At 66.6% G+C, this 18,697-nt stretch carries 15 protein-coding genes; 4 read left to right on the forward strand and 11 right to left on the reverse strand.

The window, feature by feature from the left end; translation table 11 throughout:
• Positions 1-110: 110 nt before the first annotated feature.
• The 11 genes from ACRARG_RS02095 to ACRARG_RS02145 all read right to left on the reverse strand — a co-directional run bounded on the left by ACRARG_RS02095 (position 111) and on the right by ACRARG_RS02145 (position 13,354).
• Positions 111-1,415 (reverse strand): CmpA/NrtA family ABC transporter substrate-binding protein, encoded by a 1,305-nt coding sequence (locus ACRARG_RS02095; RefSeq protein WP_432691303.1) that lies wholly within the window; start codon positions 1,413-1,415, stop codon positions 111-113.
• Positions 1,416-1,844: 429 nt separating this feature from the next.
• Positions 1,845-2,786 (reverse strand): ABC transporter permease, encoded by a 942-nt coding sequence (locus ACRARG_RS02100; RefSeq protein WP_432688320.1) that lies wholly within the window; start codon positions 2,784-2,786, stop codon positions 1,845-1,847.
• Positions 2,783-3,835, reverse strand: coding sequence for an ABC transporter permease (locus ACRARG_RS02105; RefSeq protein WP_432688321.1), 1,053 nt, complete (start codon positions 3,833-3,835; stop codon positions 2,783-2,785). Before ACRARG_RS02105 ends, ACRARG_RS02100 begins: the two co-directional genes overlap by 4 nt.
• Positions 3,825-5,351, reverse strand: coding sequence for an ABC transporter ATP-binding protein (locus tag ACRARG_RS02110; protein WP_432688322.1), 1,527 nt, complete (start codon positions 5,349-5,351; stop codon positions 3,825-3,827). The genes ACRARG_RS02105 and ACRARG_RS02110 overlap by 11 nt, the downstream gene beginning before the upstream one ends.
• A 179-nt stretch (positions 5,352-5,530) precedes the next feature.
• Positions 5,531-6,520 carry a BMP family protein gene (locus ACRARG_RS02115; RefSeq protein ID WP_432688323.1) on the reverse strand — a complete coding sequence of 330 codons (990 nt, stop codon included), beginning with the start codon at positions 6,518-6,520 and terminating at the stop codon, positions 5,531-5,533.
• A 186-nt stretch (positions 6,521-6,706) separates the two neighbouring features.
• A complete protein-coding gene (locus tag ACRARG_RS02120) occupies positions 6,707-8,002 on the reverse strand; it encodes an amidohydrolase family protein (protein ID WP_432688324.1) in 1,296 nt (431 codons plus the stop codon).
• A gap of 16 nt (positions 8,003-8,018) precedes the next feature.
• On the reverse strand, positions 8,019-8,777 hold the full coding sequence (eutC, locus tag ACRARG_RS02125) for an ethanolamine ammonia-lyase subunit EutC (protein ID WP_432688325.1): 759 nt from the start codon (positions 8,775-8,777) through the stop codon (positions 8,019-8,021).
• The gene (locus ACRARG_RS02130; protein ID WP_432688326.1) at positions 8,774-10,138 is read right to left on the reverse strand and encodes an ethanolamine ammonia-lyase subunit EutB; all 1,365 of its coding nucleotides are present in this window, start codon (positions 10,136-10,138) and stop codon (positions 8,774-8,776) included. The genes eutC and ACRARG_RS02130 overlap by 4 nt, the downstream gene beginning before the upstream one ends.
• Before the next feature lie 278 nt (positions 10,139-10,416).
• A complete protein-coding gene (gene dctP / locus ACRARG_RS02135) occupies positions 10,417-11,451 on the reverse strand; it encodes a TRAP transporter substrate-binding protein DctP (protein WP_432691304.1) in 1,035 nt (344 codons plus the stop codon).
• Between the two features lie 65 nt (positions 11,452-11,516).
• On the reverse strand, positions 11,517-12,845 hold the full coding sequence (locus ACRARG_RS02140; RefSeq protein ID WP_432688327.1) for a TRAP transporter large permease: 1,329 nt from the start codon (positions 12,843-12,845) through the stop codon (positions 11,517-11,519).
• The gene (locus ACRARG_RS02145) at positions 12,845-13,354 is read right to left on the reverse strand and encodes a TRAP transporter small permease subunit (RefSeq protein ID WP_432688328.1); all 510 of its coding nucleotides are present in this window, start codon (positions 13,352-13,354) and stop codon (positions 12,845-12,847) included. Before ACRARG_RS02145 ends, ACRARG_RS02140 begins: the two co-directional genes overlap by 1 nt.
• A 165-nt stretch (positions 13,355-13,519) precedes the next feature.
• Here ACRARG_RS02145 and ACRARG_RS02150 point away from each other — a divergent pair, with 165 nt between their 5' ends.
• The 4 genes from ACRARG_RS02150 (at position 13,520) to gap (ending at position 18,695) form a co-directional block, all read left to right on the forward strand.
• Positions 13,520-14,875: an NAD(P)/FAD-dependent oxidoreductase gene (locus tag ACRARG_RS02150; RefSeq protein WP_432688329.1), complete on the forward strand. Its 1,356-nt coding sequence runs from the start codon at positions 13,520-13,522 to the stop codon at positions 14,873-14,875.
• The gene (locus tag ACRARG_RS02155; protein ID WP_432688330.1) at positions 14,875-16,050 is read left to right on the forward strand and encodes an NAD(P)/FAD-dependent oxidoreductase; all 1,176 of its coding nucleotides are present in this window, start codon (positions 14,875-14,877) and stop codon (positions 16,048-16,050) included. Before ACRARG_RS02150 ends, ACRARG_RS02155 begins: the two co-directional genes overlap by 1 nt.
• Before the next feature lie 2 nt (positions 16,051-16,052).
• Positions 16,053-17,462 (forward strand): FGGY family carbohydrate kinase, encoded by a 1,410-nt coding sequence (locus ACRARG_RS02160; protein WP_432688331.1) that lies wholly within the window; start codon positions 16,053-16,055, stop codon positions 17,460-17,462.
• Positions 17,463-17,693: 231 nt separating this feature from the next.
• Entirely contained in the window at positions 17,694-18,695 is a 1,002-nt protein-coding gene (gene gap / locus ACRARG_RS02165) for a type I glyceraldehyde-3-phosphate dehydrogenase (protein WP_432688332.1), read from the forward strand.
• Positions 18,696-18,697 lie beyond the last annotated feature (2 nt).

The raw sequence follows: 18,697 nt of genomic DNA on the forward strand, positions 1-18,697 counted from the left end.
GGGCGGCCCCGCCCGAGGGAGAGCGGGCGGGACCTATCCTGTGCGTGCTCGTTGCCGGGCACACTGCTCGTAGCGTGGCCGGGCGGGGTCGGGCCCCGCCCGGACGGGCCTTAGCCCTTGACCTCGGTGCCTTCGACGATCTGCTCGCCTTTCAGGCCGATCGGCAGGCTGTCGAGATAGGCGTTGGGTGCCTTGCCGTCGTAGGTGATGCCGTCGATGATGTCGGCTGCCGGGGTCGGTTCCTTGTAGCCGTCGCTGTCCCAGGGGAAGTCGGCTTCGTTGGCGAGACCTTCGTCGACCAGCATGCGGGCGGCTTCGAGGTAGATTTCCGGCTTGTAGACGGATTTCGCGACCTCATCGTACCAGCTGTCGGGCTTGGCTTCGGAGATCTGGCCCCAGCGGCGCATCTGGGTCAGATACCAGACGGCGTCGGAATAGAAGGGATAGGTCGCGTTGTAACGGAAGAACACGTTGAAGTCGGGGACCTCACGCTTGTCGCCCTTCTCGTATTCGAAAGTGCCGGTCATGGAGTTCGCGATCACCTCGGCATCGGCGCCGACGTATTCGGGCTTTGCAAGGATTTCAACGGCTTCCATACGGTTGGCGTTGTCGTTTTCGTCCAGCCACATGGCGGCACGGATCAGCGCCTTGGTCACGGCCAGCGTGGTGTTCGGGTTGGCTTCGGCGAACTCTGCGGAGATGCCGAAGACCTTCTCCGGGTTGTTCTTCCACAGCTCGTAATCGGTGATGACCGGAACGCCGATGCCTTTGAAGACAGCCTGTTGGTTCCAAGGCTCACCCACGCAGTAGCCGTAGATCGTGCCGGCTTCGAGGGTTGCGGGCATCTGCGGCGGCGGCGTCACGGAGAGCAGCACATCGGCGCCGATCTGGCCGGAGATGTTGTCCGGCGAGTAGTAGCCCGGGTGCAGACCGCCAGCGGCCAGCCAGTAACGCAACTCGTAGTTGTGGGTCGACACGGGGAAAACCATGCCCATGTTGAAGGGCTTGCCTTCGGATTTGTACTTCTCGACCACCGGCGCTAGCGCCTCGGCAGAGATCGGGTGCTGCGGCTTGCCGTCGGCATCCTGCGGGATGTTCGGCTTCATCTGGTCCCAGATCTCGTTCGACACGGTGATGCCGTTGCCGTTGAGGTCCATGGAGAAGGGGGTGATGATGTGGGCTTCGGTGCCGAAACCGATGGTCGCCGCGAGGGGCTGACCCGCCAGCATATGCGCGCCATCCAGCTGTCCGCCAATCACGCCGTCCAGCAGCACTTTCCAGTTGGCCTGGGCTTCCAGCGTGACGAAGAGACCTTCGTCGAGGAAATAGCCCTGTTCATAGGCGACTGCGAGCGGTGCCATATCGGTCAGCTTGATGAAGCCGAACTTCAGTTCGTCTTTTTCCAGTTCCAGCATCTCGGCAGAGGCCGGGATGGCGAAGAGGGCGGAGGCGGCGAGGCCGTATACGAAGGTCTTCACGTCGTCATTCCTTTCCGGTGGTGCTCCGGCCTGACAGGACGGAGCAAATGAAAAAAAGCCGCAGCACATCACGCCGAGATCGTAATCGGCGGAGTGCGAGCGGCTTTGCTCAGCTGTCCCTGTCAGTGGGAATTCGGTAACCCGCTGCGCCATTGCAGCCGGTTGATGAATGGATAACGCACCTTTTCCCCGGCTGGGAAGCGTTTTCTTCACGGACGGCGTTGCAGGGATGAAAAGTGTGCCGCGCCGCCGAAAAGTTGCACAAAAATGTACCGCAGCGCGGCATGGCGTCTGAAATTTGCCCGCTTTGTGAAGAATTCCGGGCCGTTATGCCCCCTGCCGGGGGCCGGGCGGCGCGAATCCTCCCTACCGCTCGCCCCGCCTATAGGGCTGCATCAGCGCCTGCGGCACCCGCGCCCGCCGCGCCATGACGACCAGCGCCACGATGGACAGCAGGTAGGGCAGCATCAGGAAGATCTGGTAGGGCACGCCTTCGACCACCGTCTGCAGCCGCAGCTGGAAGGCGTCGAAGAAGGCGAAGAGCAGCGCGCCGGTCAGCGCCCGCGCCGGTTTCCACGAGGCAAAGACCACCAGCGCCACGCAGATCCACCCCCTGCCCTGCACCATCGTCGGGAAGAAGCTGTTGAAGGCCGCCAGCGTCAGGAAGGCGCCGCCCATGGCCATCAGCGCCGATCCCGCCATGATCGTGCCGATGCGCAGCAGGATCGGGTCGATGCCCTGCGCCTCCACCGCATGCGGGTTCTCTCCGGTCATGCGCATGGCGAGGCCGAGGGGCGTGCGGTAGAGCAGCCAGACCAGCGCCAGCACCAGCGCGATCGCCAGATAGGTGGGGCTTGTCTGGTCAAAAAGGACGGGGCCGATGAAGGGGATCTCAGACAGGACCGGCAGCGGAAACGGCTTGAACGGCGTGACCGTCGGCGGGGAGGAGGAGGTCGGCACCGCCAGACGGAAGACATAATAGGAGAAGGAGGAGGCAAAGAGCGTGATCCCCAGCCCCGTCACATGCTGCGACAGCCCCAGCGGCACGGTCATCAGCGCATGCAGCAGGCCGAACATCGCCCCCGACAGCGCAGCGACGGCCATCCCCGTCCAGAGGTCGCCGCCACCATAGACGGTCAGCCAGCCGATCATGGCGCCGAAGGTCATGATCCCCTCGATCCCGAGGTTCAGCACGCCGACACGTTCGCACAGCAGCACACCCAGCGTGCCGAAGATCAACGGCGTGGCGATGCGCAGCACCGCCTCCCACAGGCCGACCGATCCGAGGATATCGAAAAGCACGGTCATCGGCGCACCCGGTATTGCGTGAGGAAGATCGCGACCAGCATGGTCAGCAGCGACAGCGCCACCGTGACATCGGCGATATAGGAGGGGATCGACAAAGCCCGGCTCATACTGTCCGCGCCCACAAACATGGTGGCGGAGAAGAGCGCGGCAAGGATCACGCCCAGCGGGTTGAGATTGGCCAGCATGGCGATGACGATGCCGGAATAGCCGTAGCTGGGCGAGAGGTCGGTGGTGACATAGCCCTTGACCCCCATGACCTCGATCGCGCCCGCAAGACCGGCAAGGCCGCCCGAGAGGCAGGCGACGGCGACCAGGGTCTTCGGCAGGCTGACCCCGGCAAACGCGGCGGCGCGCGGGTTGAGGCCAGCCGCCCGCGCCTTCATCCCGAAGACCGACCGCGCCTGGAGCCACCAGATTGCGGCGGCCATGGCCAGCGCGATCAGCAGCCCGGCATGCAGCCGGGACCGGGCGAGAAGCTTGGGCAGGACGGCGCTGTCGGGGATCGGCACGGATTGCGGCCAGCCAAAGGCCAGCGGGTCCTTCATCGCTCCTTCGATCATCAGCGACACGAAGAGGACGGCCACGAAGTTCAGGAGCAGGGTCGTGACCACCTCGTCCACGCCGAATTTCAGCCGCAGCAGCAGCGGGCCCAGCAGCAGGAGCATCCCCGCCACGGCGCCCGCGATCAGGCTGGTGAGGATTGCCAGCGGCGCGGGCATGGCGGCGACCATGGGCATCATGCCAAAGCCTGCCACGGCAATGGCGCCAAGGTAGAACTGCCCTTCCCCCCCGATATTCCAGAGCCGGGCGCGAAAGGCCACGGCGGCGGCGAGGCCCGTGAGGATCAGCGGCGTCGTGCGCGTCAGCGTCTCCGATATGCCGAGGCGGGAGCCGAAGGCGCCCTTGAGGATCAGCCCGTAGGCCCGGATCGGGTTGGCGCCCGCAATGGCGATGAGCAGGCCCGCGACGATCAGCGCCGCCAGCACCGCACCCAGCGGCGCCAGCACCGTCAGCAGGCGGGAGGGATGGTCGCGACGTTCAAAGCGCATTGGCAGGCTCCGTCACCGACCAGTCGCCGGCCATCATCAGGCCCAGTGTCCGGGCATCGGCCCGTTCGACCGGGATCGGCGGGGACAGGCGGCCGTTCACGATGGCCTGGATACGGTCCGACAAGCCGATGACCTCTTCCAGATCCTCGGAGATCAGAAGCACGCCTGCACCGCGCCCCCGCGCCTCCAGCAGCTTGGCATGGACGCCCGCGATGGCGCCTTCATCGAGCCCGCGGGAGGGCTGGGCGGCGACGAGGATATCCGGCCCCGCCTCCAGCACCCGGCCAAGGATCAGCTTCTGCATATTGCCGCCCGACAGCAGGCGGATGCGGGCATCGGGCGTGGCGCCGCGGACGTCATAGCCCTGGATGATCCGGTCGGTCAGGTCGCGGGCCGGGCCGCGGCGGACGATGCCGCGGGCGGAAAACTCGGGCGACCAGATGCGTTCGAGCACCGCGTTTTCCCATGTGGCCATGTCGCCGATCGTGCCCTCGGCATGGCGGTCTTCGGGGATGCGGCCGATACCGCTGGCGATGGCCTGGGGAACGTCATGGCGGGCGGGCGCCTGCCCCCGGATCAGCAGCTGACCGGCGTCCGGCGGATAGAGGCCGGAGACCAGCCCCGCCAGCGTCGTCTGGCCATTGCCGGAGACGCCGATGATCCCCAGCGTCTCGCCCGCGCGGAGCTGGAAGTCGACGCCGTGGAGCGACGCGCCGCCCTTGCCGCCCAGCGTCAGCCCCCTGCCCTCGAGGATGACCTCGCCGGGGGTGGAGGGCGCGCGGGTGGGCCGGGTCACCGCGCGGCCGACCATGAGTTCGGCCAGTTCCGCCTTGGAGGTGGCGGAGGTGGCGCGTTCGGCCACCACGCGGCCCCGGCGCAGCACGACCACGCGGTCGGCGGCCGACATGACCTCATGCAGCTTGTGGGAGATGAAGATGAGCGAGAGGCCCTGCGCGACCATCTCCCGCAGCGTGCCAAAGAGGCCTTCGGATTCCTGTGCGGTCAGCACGGCGGTCGGTTCGTCGAGGATCAGGATGCGGGCGTCGTTATAGAGCGCCTTGAGGATCTCCACCCGCTGGCATTCGCCGACCGAGAGGTCGGAGACGCGGGCATCGGGGTCCACCTTCAGGCCGAAGCGGTCCGACAGGGCCGTCAGTTTGGCGCGCGCGGCGGCCCGGTCCGACCGCGCCCGCCAGAGCCGTTCCGTGCCCACCATGACGTTTTCCAGCACGGTCAGGTTGGGGGCGAGCGCGAAATGCTGATGCACCATGCCGACGCCCGCCCGGATCGCGGCGCGGGGCTTGCCGGGGGGCAGGTCTGCGCCGTCGACCCGCACTGTGCCCTCATCCGCCGTGTAATGGCCAAAAAGGATGGACATGAGCGTGGTCTTGCCCGCGCCGTTTTCGCCCAGCAGCGCGATGATCTCGCCGCGGTTCAGGTGCAGGGAGACATCCTCGTTCGCCGTGACCGGGCCGAAGCGCTTGGTGATATGGGAGAGTTCGAGGACTGGAGGCACGGCGATACGGGACAGCGGCTGAAGGATGGGGGCGCTGCCCCCGTCGCCTGCGGCGACTCCCCCGGGATATTTGCAGGACCAGAGAAAGGGGGGGCGGCGCGGAGGCCATAACGGCCAGGGGGCAGCCAACCGGCGGCGCCGGCCCGGTCTTTCGATGGGCCGGGCCGGCGGGTCTTCGGTTATTTCGGCTCGTCGAAGTTGCGCGGCACTTCGAATTCGCCGGCCTTGATGGCGGCGCGGACCTCTTCCATCTTGGCCACGGCCTCTGCGGGGGCGGCGCCCTCGACATAGTTGATGTCGTTGCCGCCGTCCTTCATCAGGCTGAGCGGCGTGTAGTTCTTGCCCGTGGGATTGCCCGAGGTCGCATCGGCCAGCGCCGCATCGAGCAGCGGCCGGAAGGACCAGAGCGCATTGGCAAAGACCGTTTCGGGGTAGCGCGGCGTATAGTCGATCATCGAGCCGATGGCCTTGATCCCCTTTTCCTGCGCGGCATCGGCCGTGCCGATCCGTTCGCCAAAGAGGATATCCGCGCCGCCGTCGATCAGGGCGAGACCGGCCTCGCGGGCCTTGGGCGGGTCAAAGAAGGTGCCGATGAAGTTCACGAGGTGCTTGGCCTCCGGGTTCACCGCCTTCACGCCGTCGGCAAAGCCGTTGATCAGCATATTGACCTCCGGGATCGGGATCGCCCCGACAGAGCCCACGGTGCCGGTTTCGGTCATTGCGCCCGCCAGCATCCCGGCGAGATAGGCCGCTTCCCAGTTCCAGGTGCCGAAGACGCCGAAATTGTCGCCCGCCGCGTCGCCGGAGGAGCCGAGCAGGAAGGAGGTATCGGGATAGTCGGCGGCAACGGTGCGGGCCTCACGCTCAACCGCATAGGCCTCGCCCACGATCAGCACATTGCCGGCCTCCGCGTATTCACGCATAGCGCGGGGATAGTCGGTGCCCGAGACGCCTTCGGAGAAGGTGTATTCGATCACGCCTTCCTCGGCGGCGGAGACCATGGCGGCATGCAGGACGGAGTTCCAGGCGTTCTCCACCGGGGAGGCATGGATACCCGCGACCTTCACCTTGGTCTGGGCGCGCAGGACGCTGGGCGAGAAAAGCGGCAGGGCCGTTGCGGCGGCGCCGGTGGCCAGCAGGCGGCGGCGGTTGAGGGTCAGTCTGGTCATGGAAATCTCCCGGTTGGTCCCTTGCGGGCCTCTGTCTGGGCCGTCTCTGCGGCATGCAGGGATTGGGGCGCGTGACGTAACGTCCTGTCAAGGCTGCGGGCCGCTATGCAGGCGTCGGCAAGGCGTGGATGCGCAGAAATTGACCAAATGGTCAGAACCGTCCGGCCACCGGGACCGGCCTGTCCCTCAGCCCGTCACATTGCGCGGCGCGTAGGCGGCCGGGTCGAGGGTTTCGGGCCTGCCTGCCAGCGACAGGGTCGTGATCTCTGGCGCGATCTCCGCAATGACCTTGCCCGCCCGGATGACCTTGAGCCGGTTGGGCCGCAGGCGGATCGCCTCTGCCGGGTCATTTGCCTGCAGGATCACCATGTCGGCGCGGCAGCCGGGGGCGAGGCCATAGCCCTCCAGCCCCATGATCCTGGCCGAATTCACCGTCACGCAGTCGAAGAGCGCGCGCTTGTCGTCCTGAGAGCCGAGCTGCGTCGCATGCAACGCCATGTGGGCCACGTCCAGAAGATCGCCGGTGCCCATGGAATACCAGGGGTCCAGCACGCAGTCCTGACCGAAGCCGACATCAATCCCCATCTCCAGCATCTGCGGAACGCGGGTCAGGCCGCGCCGCTTGGGATAGGTGTCGTGGCGGCCCTGCAGCATGATGTTGATCAGCGGATTGGGGATCGCGGCCACCTGCGCCTCTGCCATCAGGGGCAGGAGTTTCGAGACATAGTAATTGTCCATCGAATGCATGGAGGTCAGATGCGACCCAGCCACCCTGCCCTGCAGCCCGTGGCGGATCGTTTCGGCTGCCAGCGTCTCGATATGGCGGGACATGGGGTCATCCGTCTCGTCGCAATGCATGTCGACGCGCAGGCCCCGCTCCGCCGCCAGACGGCAGAGGGTTTCGACGGAGCGCTGCCCCTCTGCCATGGTGCGTTCGAAATGCGGGATGCCGCCGACGATCTCCACCCCCATGTCGAGGGCGCGGATCAGGGCCGCCTCGCCCTCCGGATTGCGGTAGAGGCCGTCCTGCGGGAAGGCCACCAGCTGCAGGTCGAGATAGGGGGAGACGATCTCCCGCACCTCCAGCAGCGCCTCGACCGTGACGAGGCGCGGATCGGAGGTATCGACATGGGAGCGGACGGCCAGCAGGCCCTTCGACACGGCCAGATCGCAGTAGCGGACAGCCCGTTCGATCAGCGCCTCTTTCGTCAGCGTGGGGCGGAGTTCGCCCCAGAGCGCGATACCTTCGAGCAAAGTGCCCGAGACATTCATGCGCGGCAGGCCTAGCGACAGGGTCGCATCCATGTGGAAATGCGGGTCGACAAAGGGGGGCGTGACGAGGTTGCCCTGCGCGTCGATCACTTCGGCAGCCTCGGCTGTAATGCCCGGCTCCACCGCCGTGATCCGGCCCTTTTCGATGGCGATGTCCTGCCCGGTGCGGCCATCAGGCAGCGTGGCGTTGCGGAGGATCAGGTCGGGCATGGTGCGGGTCTTTCCGTCAGTCCTGGAGTTTTGGGGCCGGTGCGGGCGCGGGCAGGCCTGCGTTTTCCTTGAGGCCGGTGCCGGTCAGCTTGCGGGAGAGCGCTTCCCGCACCAGCCAGGCGATCTTGTGGGCGGCCAGATCGGGCGTCAGCCCGCCGCGCCCGTGGATATTGGAGATGCAATTGCGCAGGCTGTCGGGCGTGCCGGGTTTCGCGCCATAGGTGATATAGGCGCCGAGGCTGTCGGCCACGGTCAGCCCGGGCCGTTCGCCAATCAGCGTGACGACAAGGCGGGCCTTCATCTGCGCGGCGATGGCATCGCCGAGCGCCACGCGGGCCTGGGTGGCGATGACGGGGGGCGCGATGCTGAGGCCGTCGAGTTTCGGCAGGGTCGCCCGCAGGACATTGGCGCCGTGGGCGGCGAGCGCGGCGGAGGAGAGGCCATCGGCGAGGATAAAGACCACATCGGCGCCGGTCTCGGGCAGATCGGCCTCTGCCAGACGGCGGCCGAGGTCGGGGCGGCGCAGGTAGGTCGTGCGGTCGGGCGCGTCGGAGGTGACGGTGATCGGCGCGAGGTCTTCTAGCTCTGCCGTTAGTGCGGCGACGTCCAGCGGCGTGTGAACGGCGTCGCGGGCGCGGGCATGAGCGAACTGGAATTCCATCTGCGCGGCGGTCGGCAGGCCCGCGCCCACCCGGCCCAGCCCGATGCGGGCGGGGGTGGCGGCGCGGAGCCGGGCCCAGGGATCGGTTGCCTTATCAGCGGGGGTATCGGTCATCCGGCCTCCAGCAGGCGCGGGGTGTCACCGGCCAGCAGACCGCCCGCCGTGATGCCCATCCCCTCCAGCCAGGCCTCGAATTCCGGCGCGGCCTTCAGCCCGAAGGAGCTGCGGAGATAGGCGATATCGTGGAAGGACAGGCTCTGGTAGTTCAGCATGATGTCATCCGCCCCCGGCACGCCGATCAGGAAATGCACGCGCGCATCGGCCAGAAGGGTCATCAGCACATCCATATCGTTCTGATCGGCCTCCGCATGGTTGGTGTAGCAGACGTCGCAGCCCATGGGCACGCCCATGAGCTTGCCGCAGAAGTGATCCTCTAGGCCCGCGCGGATGATCTCCTTGCCATCGTAGAGGTATTCCGGCCCGATGAAGCCCACGACCGTATTGACGATGAGCGGCGCATAGGCGCGGGTGACGGCCTGGGCACGCGCCTCCAGCGTCTGCTGGTCGACGCCGTGATGGGCATCGGCCGACAGGGCCGATCCCTGCCCCGTCTCGAAATACATGACATTCTGGCCGGTCGTGCCGCGGTTCAGGGAGAGGGCGGCCTCCTGCGCCTCCTTCAGCATCGCGAGCGTTACGCCGAAGCCTTCGTTGGCTTTCTGGGTGCCTGCAACCGACTGGAAGACGAGGTCCACCGGCGCACCCTGCCCGATCATCTCGATCGTATTGGTGACATGGGTCAGGACGCAGGTCTGGGTCGGGATGGCGTATTTCTCCCGCAGCTCGTCGAGCATCATGAGCAGGTCGGTGGCATTGGCGATATTGTCGGTGGCCGGGTTGATGCCCAGCACCGCATCGCCGATCCCGTAGGAGAGCCCGTCGAGCGTGGAGGCCGCGATGCCCTTCATGTCATCCGCCGGGTGGTTCGGCTGAAGCCGCGAGCCGAGGCGTCCGGGCAGGCCCAGCGTGGTGCGGAAGGCCGTCGTGACCTCGCATTTCCGCGCCACGGCGATCAGGTCGCGGTTACGCATGATCTTCGACGTGGCTGCGGCCATTTCCGGGGTGATGCCGGGGGCGAGTTTGGCCAGGGCTTTGGGTGTGGCGGCATCCGACAGCAGCCATTCGCGGAAGGCACCAACGGTCATCGACCGGACGGGGGCGAAGGCCGTGGTGTCATGGGTGTCGAGGATCAGGCGGGTGACCTCGTCATCCTCATAGGGGATGAGGGCGGTGGCCAGGAAATCCGACAGGGGCAGATCGGCGAGGATCATCTGGGCGGCGACGCGCTGCACGTCACTCTCCGCTGCGATCCCGGCCAGAGCATCGCCCGAGCGGGCGGGCGTGGCGCAGGCCATCAGCGCGGCCATTGTGTCGAAGCGGAAGGTCTCTCCGCCGAGGGCGATGCGGTAGGTCATCTGTTTTGGCCGTTCCCTGGCAGGACCTCCCCAAGGTCTGTGATGAGCGATGAGGGCAGCGCCGTCCCGCGGGGTGGCGCCATAGCGCCGCCCCGGGGGGGCGGGTCGGCGCTGCCCGGCGTGCCGCCGGGCGGGGCATTCGATCAGGGCGTCGCGGCACCTTGCATAGCATGATGCCGGTCAGCCCGTGCAGTGTCCCGGTCAAGGACCCGGACAACAGGTCCATTCACGGGAAAGGGGCGGACCGCTCCGGCCCGCCCCCTCAGCCTAAGCCGAACTCAGCGGTAGGGATAGCCCGCCTTCTCCATCGTGGCGGCGTATTTCTTGAAGGCCTCCACGACCTTCTTCGGACGCTCGCCGGAGGCAGCGACCTCGTCCCAGAAGGCTTCCGCATCCTTGGTGACGGTGGCCCATTCCTCGGGCGGGATGGAGGTCAGTTCCATCTTCTCGCCCTCAACCCGCAGCTTGGCCTCGCCGCCCCAGTACCACTGGGCGCGGTAGTAATGCGACTGGTCGATGGACATGAGGTAGAGCTCCTGCAGGTCCGGCGGCACCTTGTCCCAGGAGGCGGTATTTGCAAAATACGAACCAAACCATGCGCCAGTGACGGAGTTCGTAAGGGCATAGTTGCAGATATCTGCCCAACCGACCTCATAAGCCTCCGTAAAGCCACACCATGCGACGCCGTCGAGCTCGCCGGTCTGCAGCGCCACTTCGACGTCGTCCCACGGCACGGTCACGGGGATGAGCCCGTATTTTGACAGGAACCTGCCGGCGGTCGGCACGCCGAAGACGCGCTTGCCCTTCATGTCGGCCAGCGAATTGATCGGCTCCTTGGTGAAGATGTGCAGCGGATCCCAAGCCCCGGCCGACAGCCAGGTGACATTGTCGACCTCGGCATAGGCCTCTTCCCAGATTTCCTTGAGCCCGTAGTAGCGGAAGAGCGCGGGCACATCGAGCGAGTAGCGCGTGGCGAAGGGGAAGTAGCCGCCGAAGACGGAGATATCGACCGGGGAGGCCATGGTCGCCTCATCGGACTGCACCGCGTCGATCACGCCGGACTGCATGGCGCGGAACAGCTCGCCCGTGGGGACCAGCTGGTCAGCGTAGTAGAGCTCGATCTCCATCTCGCCATTGGCGGCCTTGTTGAAGGCCTCGATCTGCGGCTTGATGACGTGGGCGCCCAGCGGCGCGCCGGAATAGGTCTGCAGGCGCCATTTGATCGGGCCGGTCTGCGAGATGGCGGCGGGCGCGGCCAGCGCGCCCACGGCGCCGGCGGCGGTGCCGGTCAGGAACTTCCGGCGCGAGGCCAGGATTTTTTCCGAAGGGGATTTGGTCATGGTCATGTCCTCTCTCTGTTGGGTCTTTTTTGCTTTGGTTATCGGACGGCTGCGGGCAGCCAGAGCGCGATCTGGGGGAAGACCATCACCAGCGCGATGGTCAGCGCCATCATCGCCACGAAGGGCCAGATGGAGCGATAGATGTCCGGCAGGGTGATCTCTTTCGGCGCCATGGCGCGCATGAGGAAGAGGTTATAGCCGAAGGGCGGGGTGATATAGGCGATCTGGCAGGTCATCGTGTAGAGCACGCCGAACCAGATCAGCTGATTGTCGATGCCGAGGTCCAGCATCTTGACCAGCGGGATATAGAGCGGCGCGACGATCACCAGCATGGCGGTGTCGTCGAGGAACATGCCCATAACGATAAAGCTGACCTGCATCATGATGATGACCTGCCAGGGCGTCAGCTCCCAGCGGTTGATAAACAGGTTCTCGATCGCGCGGACCGCGCCTATGCCGTCGAAGACCGCGCCGAAGGCCAGCGCCGCAAGGATCAGCCAGAGGAACATGCACGACACGCCCAGCGTCTTGCGCGCCGTGTCGTGCATCATCTTCAGCGTGAAGCGGCGCTTGGCGATGGCCGCCAGCGTGGCCGCAGTGGCCCCCACGGCGGAGCTTTCGACGAGGGAGGTGATCCCCATGATGAAGAGCCCGGTCATGGCGAAGAAGATCAGGAAGGGGATGATGCCCGCGCGCAGGAGCTTCAGCTTCTCCCGCAGTGGCATATTCAGCTCCTCGTCGGAGACGACGGGGGCGAGCGCCGGGTTCAGCTTCGCCCGGATGACCACGTAGATGACGAACATCGTGGCCATCATCAGGCCCGGGATCACCCCCGCCAGCCAGAGCTGCGACACCGGCTGGCGCGCGATCATGCCGTAAAGGACCATGACGACGGAGGGTGGCACGAGGATACCGAGCGACGACCCGCCCTGCACCACCCCGGTGATCAGCACCTTGTCGTATCCCCGCCGCAGCATCTCTGGCAGGGCAATGGTGGCGCCGATGGCCATACCGGCGACCGACAGCCCGTTCATGGCGGAGATGATGACCATCAGGAAGATCGTGCCGATGGCCAGCCCGCCGCCGACACGGCCGAACCAGACATGCAGCATCTTGTAGAGGTCTTCGGCGATCCCGGCCTCTGACAGCACGTAGCCCATGTAGATAAACAGGGGCAGCGTCAGCATCGGGAACCAGTTGAAGAGCTTGAACGCGGCGGAGAACGGGATCTCGATTCCGCCCGGCCCGTAAAGCGCCAGCACCATGATGGAGGCGACAAAGCCGATGGCGGCAAAGACGCGCTGCCCGGTCAGCAGCAGCACCATCATGGTGGCGAACATGGTGATGGCGATCATCTCATAGGACATCAGATCGGCTCCCCGCGCAGGTCCGCGACATGTTTGAGGATTTCCGAAAAAGTCTGCAGGATCATCAGCACGATGCAGCCCACCATCAGCGCCTTGATCGGGATCATGGAGGGGTTCCACATGGAGAAGCGGCGCTCCCCCGTCTGGATCGCATATTCGAGCGAGGAGACAGAGCCCCAGAGCAGCACGCCGAGGTAGAAGAGCATGCACAGGATCGTCACCAGATCGGTGATGATCTTGCCGCGTTCGGGCAGCTTTTCATAAAGCAGGTCCATGCGGACGTGGTCGCCGTCCTTCATGGTCTTGGCCCCGCCCATGAAATAATAGGCCGCGAGGGTGAACTGCGCCGCCTCGATGCACCAGTGCAGGGGGATGTCGATGACGTTGCGGGTGATGGCATCCAGCAGCAGCACGCCGACCATCAGAAAGATCAGGTACATGGCGATGACGCCCACGTAGTCCGAGATCCGGTCGATGATCCGGATGTAGCTTTTCAGCACTGACGGCATGGGGCCCCCTGGTCTTGGTCTTCGCCCTCTTTTGGGGCCTGTGCCCAGACCGGCGTATTTTTGATCGGACGGTCAACTCCGGCGGTGACGCTCAGCCGTATGTGTGCGAATAATTTTGACCTTGCCGGAGCGGCTGCGCAGAAAAGAGGCAACGGAGGCATAGGATTGAGCGGAAAGACGACAGAGAGCCCCTATGACGTGGCGGTGATCGGCGCGGGCGTGATCGGCTGCGCGATTGCCCGGCGCTTTACGCTGGACGGCGCCCGTGTGGTGGTGCTGGAGAAGGCGGCAGAGGTGCTGGATGGCGCGTCGAAGGCCAATTCCGCCATCCTGCATACCGGGTTCGATGCGCCGACCGGGTCGCTGGAGCTCGACTGCATTCAGGCCGGACATCGCGAGTATGAGGAGATCCGGGCGGCCATGAACCTGCCGCTCGACCGTTGCGGGGCGCTGGTGCTGGCCTGGGACAGCGCGCAGGAGGCAAAGCTGCCGGAACTGGTGGCACAGGGCCGCGCCAATGGCGTCGACGATCTGGAGATGCTGACGCGGACGCAGGCCCTGGCGCTGGAGCCGGGGCTGGCGCCGCATCTCAGGGCTGCCTTCCGGGTCCCGCGGGAGGCGCTGATCGATCCCTGGTCCGCCCCGCATGGCTACCTGTTGCAGGCGCTCCTCAACGGGGCGGAGCTGCGGCGCGGGGCGGAGGTAACGGGCGGCACATATGACGGGGTCTGGCGGCTGGAGACGATCTCCGGTCCGGTCGCCGCCGGGCTCGTCATCAATGCGGCGGGGAATTACGGCGATCTGGTGGACCGGATGCTGGTCGGGGAGAGCGCGTTTAACATCCGACCGCGCAAGGGCCAGTTCGTTGTCTATGACAAGGCGGCGGCGCGGCTGGCGCGGCATATCCTGCTGCCCGTGCCCAGCGACAAGACCAAGGGGATCGTCGTCTGCCGCACGATCTGGGGCAATCTTCTGGTCGGCCCCACGGCAGAGGATCAGGCGGACCGCTCAACCGCCGATCTGGTCCCCGAAACGCTGGAGATGCTGAAGGCCAAGGGGGCGGAGATCCTGCCGGGCCTCGCCACGCAAGAGATCACGACCGTCTATGCCGGGCTGCGGCCCGCCTGTGAGCACAAGGGCTACCAGATCTCGGCGCGGTCGGATCAGGGGTATATCACTGTGGGCGCGATCCGCTCTACCGGGCTGAGTTCGGCGCTCGGGACGGCGGCGCATGTGGCAGGGCTGGCGGCGGGCGGATGGGCGGCCCTGACCGATCCGGTGGTGCCGCAGATGCCGATGCTGGCCGAGGAAGAGGCCCGCGACTGGCAGGCGCCGGGCAATGACGGGATCCTGTGCCATTGCGAACGCGTCACCCGGCGGGAGGTTGCTGCGGCGATGGCGGGGCCACTCGCCCCCGCGACGCTGGCGGGGCTGAAGCGGCGGACGCGGGTGACGATGGGGCGCTGTCAGGGGTTCTATTGTTCGGCAGAGCTCGGCCGCGTCTTCCGGGGGGCCTCCTGATGCTACCAGAGACGGTGGACGTTCTGGTGATTGGCAGCGGCCCGGCGGGCCTTTCGGCGGCGCGGCGGCTGCGGGAGCTGGGGGTGGACCGCGTGCATGTGCTGGAGCGGGAGCCGGTCGCGGGTGGCATCCCCCGGCATTGCGCCCATTCGCCCTACGGGATGCGGGAATATCGCCGTGTAATGTTCGGCCCCGCCTATGCCCGCGCCAATGTCGCGGCGGCGGAGGCGGCGGGCGTTCAGGTCCATGTCATGGCGACGGTGACGCGGCTGATGCCCGGCGGGGTGGTGGAGATCGCCCTGCCCTCCGGTCTGCAGACGGTCTCGGCGCGGGCCGTGGTACTGGCGATGGGCGCGCGCGAAAGCACCCGCGCGGCGCGGCTGATCGGCGGGACGAAGCCGGGCGGCGTCATCAATACCGGCGCGCTGCAGGGGCTGGTGCATCTGAACAGGCAGCGGCCCTTTGAGCGGCCCATGGTGCTGGGGACGGAGCTTGTCTCCTTCTCTGCCCTGCTGACCTGTCGTCAGGCGGGGATACGCCCCGTGGCGATGGTGGAGCCCGGCGCCCGGGTGGTTGCGCGCTGGCCTGCCGGTCTGTTGCCGCGCGTGCTGGCCATTCCCCTGCGGCTGGGGACGGAGGTGGTGGCGGTGCATGGCCGCGACCGTGTCACCGGCGTGACCCTGCGCCATTCGGGCGGGACGGAGGAGATCGCCTGCGACGGGCTGATCGTGACGGGCGGGTTCCGGCCCGAAAATGCGCTGATCCGCGACAGCCATCTGGCGCTGGACCCGGCCACGCTGGGGCCGGAGGTGGATCAATATGCCAGAACCTCCGACCCGGCCTATTTCGCCTGTGGCAACCTCCTGCGCGGGATCGAGACGGCGGGCTGGTGCTGGCGGGAGGGGCACCGCGTGGCAGAGGCCGTGGCGGCGGGGCTGGCTGGGGACCTGCCAGAGGATATGGGCCGCCCTGTGGCAGTCACGACCGGCGGCGCGGGTGTGTTGCGCTATACCCTGCCGCAGCGGCTGGCCCCGGGCAGCAGCGCCCCCGCCCTGCCCGATCTGCAGCTGCGGGTGACGCGGGATTATTCCGGGCCGCTGGTCGTAGCGGGGCAGGACGGGCATTTGTCCGCCCGTCCGGAACGGCGGGTGCTGCGGCCCCTGCCCCGGAGCTGAGCATGGGCGTCCTGTCGATCGATCAGAGCACCACCTCGACCACCGCGATCCTTTATGATGCGGGGGGCAAGGGGCGAGAGGTCTTCGCCGCCCAGCACCGCCAGATCTACCCCGGGGCCGATATGGTGGAACATGACCCGGCAGAGCTGTTGTCCCATCTGCGGGCCGCGCTGGCGGCCGGGCGTCTGGCGGGGGCAGAGGTGGTTGCGTTGGCCAATCAGGGCGAAAGCTGCCTCGCCTGGGACGCGGTCACGAAGGAACCGCTGTCGCCGGTGCTGGTCTGGCAGGACGGACGCACAGCCGCCGCCTGCCGGGAGATGGACGCCGCCCATGGCGCGCTGATCCGGGCGCGGACGGGTCTGCCGGTGGAGCCCTATTTCTCCGCCCCGAAGCTGCGCTGGATCACGGAACATGTGCTGGAGGTGCGGCGGGCCATGGACCGGGGGCAGCTGCGGCTGGGCACGACGGATGCCTATTTCCGCGATGCGCTTGGTGCCGGGTTTGCCACCGATATCGCGACCGCCTCCCGCACGGGGCTGATGGATCTGGCGCGCGGGGTCTGGGACCGGGAGGTCTGCGCGCTCTACGGTCTGCCGGTGGAGAGCCTGCCGGAGATCACCGCCTGTTCGGGCGATCTGGGGGCGCTGGAGGGGCTGCCGCTGCGCGCCGCCATCGTCGATCAGCAGGCGGCCTGTTTCGGGCATGGGCTGGCAAAGGCGGGGGAGGTCAAGATCACCTTCGGGACCGGCGCCTTTGCCTTCGCGCTCTGCGGGACGGAAGTACCACAGGCCGAGGGTCCGCTGCCGACTGTCGCCTGGCAGGAGGCGGGCGGGCCTGTGATCTATGCGCTGGATGGCGGCATACATACGGCCTCGGCTGCGGTGAACTGGGGCCGTGGGCTGGGCCTTTTCGACGATTTCGCAGAGATCGGCGGGTTCGGCGGCCCCTCGGCGCTGGAACGCGGGCTAGTCTTTGTTCCGGCCTTGGCGGGGCTGGCCTGCCCGCATTGGGACCGGGCGGCGCGCGGGGCCTGGCTGGGGCTGACGCTCGACACCACCCCAGCGGAGATGATGCGCGCCATGCTGGAAGGGATCGCCTATCGCAGCGCGGAGGTGCTGGCCGCCATGTCCGCCGCGCCGGGCGTGCTGAGGGTCGACGGCGGGATGACCGCCAACCGCTGGTTCTGCCAGCTGCTGGCCGATGTCACCGGGCGGGAGGTGCAGGTCAGCGCGGTGCCGGAGCTGACGGGTTTTGGCGCGGCACGGCTGGCGGCGCGCGCCATGGGTGGCGATCTGGTCCTGCCCGACGCAGCCGCGCATCTGGTGCCGGACCCCGCGGCGCGGCCCCTGCACGACCGTTTTGCGGCGGCGCGGCGGCTGGTGCAGGACTGGGGCGGGATCACGGGCGAATGATGGCACGGCGCGCCGGTACAGCCGGAAAGTGATTCTGCGCCGTGACGGCGCATCGTCCGCGATCCGGAGATGACCGCAGCGTGTTAGCGCGAACCGTTGCGAGGGGTTAGCGCCACCACCGGGAAAGCCCGACAAGTTATCGCTAACACATTGGCAAAAAACAGGTTTATGCCTTAATCTTCTGGGCAACAGCGGCTATAGATCGGCCGACTTCAGATCAGGAGACATCCCATGACCGTCACGCTCGGCATCAACGGATTTGGCCGCATCGGCCGCAGCACGCTGGCCCATATCGCCGAAAAGGCCCGCAACGACGTGCAGGTTGTCAAACTGAACGCCACCGGCCCGATCGAGACCAATGCCCACCTGCTGAAATACGATAGTGTGCACGGCCGGTTCGGCGGCGAGGTCAAGGTGGCCGGCAATACGATGGATATCGGCCGCGGCCCGATGGAGGTCTTTTCGACCTATGACCCTGCCGAGCTTGACTGGTCCGGCTGCGACATCGTTCTGGAATGCACCGGCAAGTTCAACGATGGCGAGAAGGCCAAGGTTCACCTTGAGCGCGGCGCGAAGAAGGTGCTGATCTCTGCCCCCGCGAAGAACGTGCAGAAGACGGTTGTCTTTGGCGTGAACCACCGCGATCTGGTGGCCGAGGATGTGATGATCTCCAACGGGTCCTGCACCACCAACTGCCTGGCGCCGCTGGCCAAGGTTCTGGACGAAGGCATCGGGATCGAGTCGGGCATCATGACCACGATCCATTCCTACACCGGCGACCAGCCAACGCTGGACCGCCGCCACAAGGACCTTTACCGCGCGCGGGCTGCGGCCATGTCGATGATCCCGACCTCCACCGGTGCCGCCAAGGCCCTGGGCGAGGTTCTGCCCGGGCTGAAGGGCAAGCTGGACGGATCGGCCATCCGGGTGCCGACGCCCAATGTCTCCTGCGTGGACCTGACCTTCATCGCCAAGAAGGACGTGACTGAGGACGATGTGAACGAGGTCGTGCGCGAGGCCGTCGCGGGCCATATGGGCGCGGTGATGGGCTATGATCCGGAGCCGAAAGTCTCGATCGACTTTACCCATACCGAGCAGTCGTCGATCTTTGCCCCCGACCAAACGAAAGTGACCGGCAAGCGTCTGGTGCGCGTTTTGTCCTGGTATGACAATGAATGGGGCTTTTCCTGCCGGATGGCGGATGTGGCCGCAGCCATGGGCCGTCTGGTCTGATT

Origin of the sequence: Pseudooceanicola profundi (genome assembly GCF_050897955.1) — a bacterium.
In the GTDB taxonomy this organism is placed as follows: Bacteria; Pseudomonadota; Alphaproteobacteria; order Rhodobacterales; family Rhodobacteraceae; genus Pseudooceanicola.

What these genes read in the sequence shown, in the direction of transcription:
- ACRARG_RS02145 (WP_432688328.1), bottom strand. Translation starts at nt 13,354, where the DNA reads ATGCCGTCAGTGCTGAAAAGCTACATCCGGATCATCGACCGGATCTCG.
- ACRARG_RS02140 (WP_432688327.1), bottom strand. Translation starts at nt 12,845, where the DNA reads ATGTCCTATGAGATGATCGCCATCACCATGTTCGCCACCATGATGGTG.
- ACRARG_RS02130 (WP_432688326.1), bottom strand. Translation starts at nt 10,138, where the DNA reads ATGACCTACCGCATCGCCCTCGGCGGAGAGACCTTCCGCTTCGACACA.
- ACRARG_RS02100 (WP_432688320.1), bottom strand. Translation starts at nt 2,786, where the DNA reads ATGACCGTGCTTTTCGATATCCTCGGATCGGTCGGCCTGTGGGAGGCG.
- ACRARG_RS02120 (WP_432688324.1), bottom strand. Translation starts at nt 8,002, where the DNA reads ATGCCCGACCTGATCCTCCGCAACGCCACGCTGCCTGATGGCCGCACC.
- ACRARG_RS02105 (WP_432688321.1), bottom strand. Translation starts at nt 3,835, where the DNA reads ATGCGCTTTGAACGTCGCGACCATCCCTCCCGCCTGCTGACGGTGCTG.
- ACRARG_RS02160 (WP_432688331.1), top strand. Translation starts at nt 16,053, where the DNA reads ATGGGCGTCCTGTCGATCGATCAGAGCACCACCTCGACCACCGCGATC.
- ACRARG_RS02115 (WP_432688323.1), bottom strand. Translation starts at nt 6,520, where the DNA reads ATGACCAGACTGACCCTCAACCGCCGCCGCCTGCTGGCCACCGGCGCC.
- gap (WP_432688332.1), top strand. Translation starts at nt 17,694, where the DNA reads ATGACCGTCACGCTCGGCATCAACGGATTTGGCCGCATCGGCCGCAGC.
- ACRARG_RS02155 (WP_432688330.1), top strand. Translation starts at nt 14,875, where the DNA reads ATGCTACCAGAGACGGTGGACGTTCTGGTGATTGGCAGCGGCCCGGCG.
- eutC (WP_432688325.1), bottom strand. Translation starts at nt 8,777, where the DNA reads ATGACCGATACCCCCGCTGATAAGGCAACCGATCCCTGGGCCCGGCTC.
- ACRARG_RS02095 (WP_432691303.1), bottom strand. Translation starts at nt 1,415, where the DNA reads ATGCTGGAACTGGAAAAAGACGAACTGAAGTTCGGCTTCATCAAGCTG.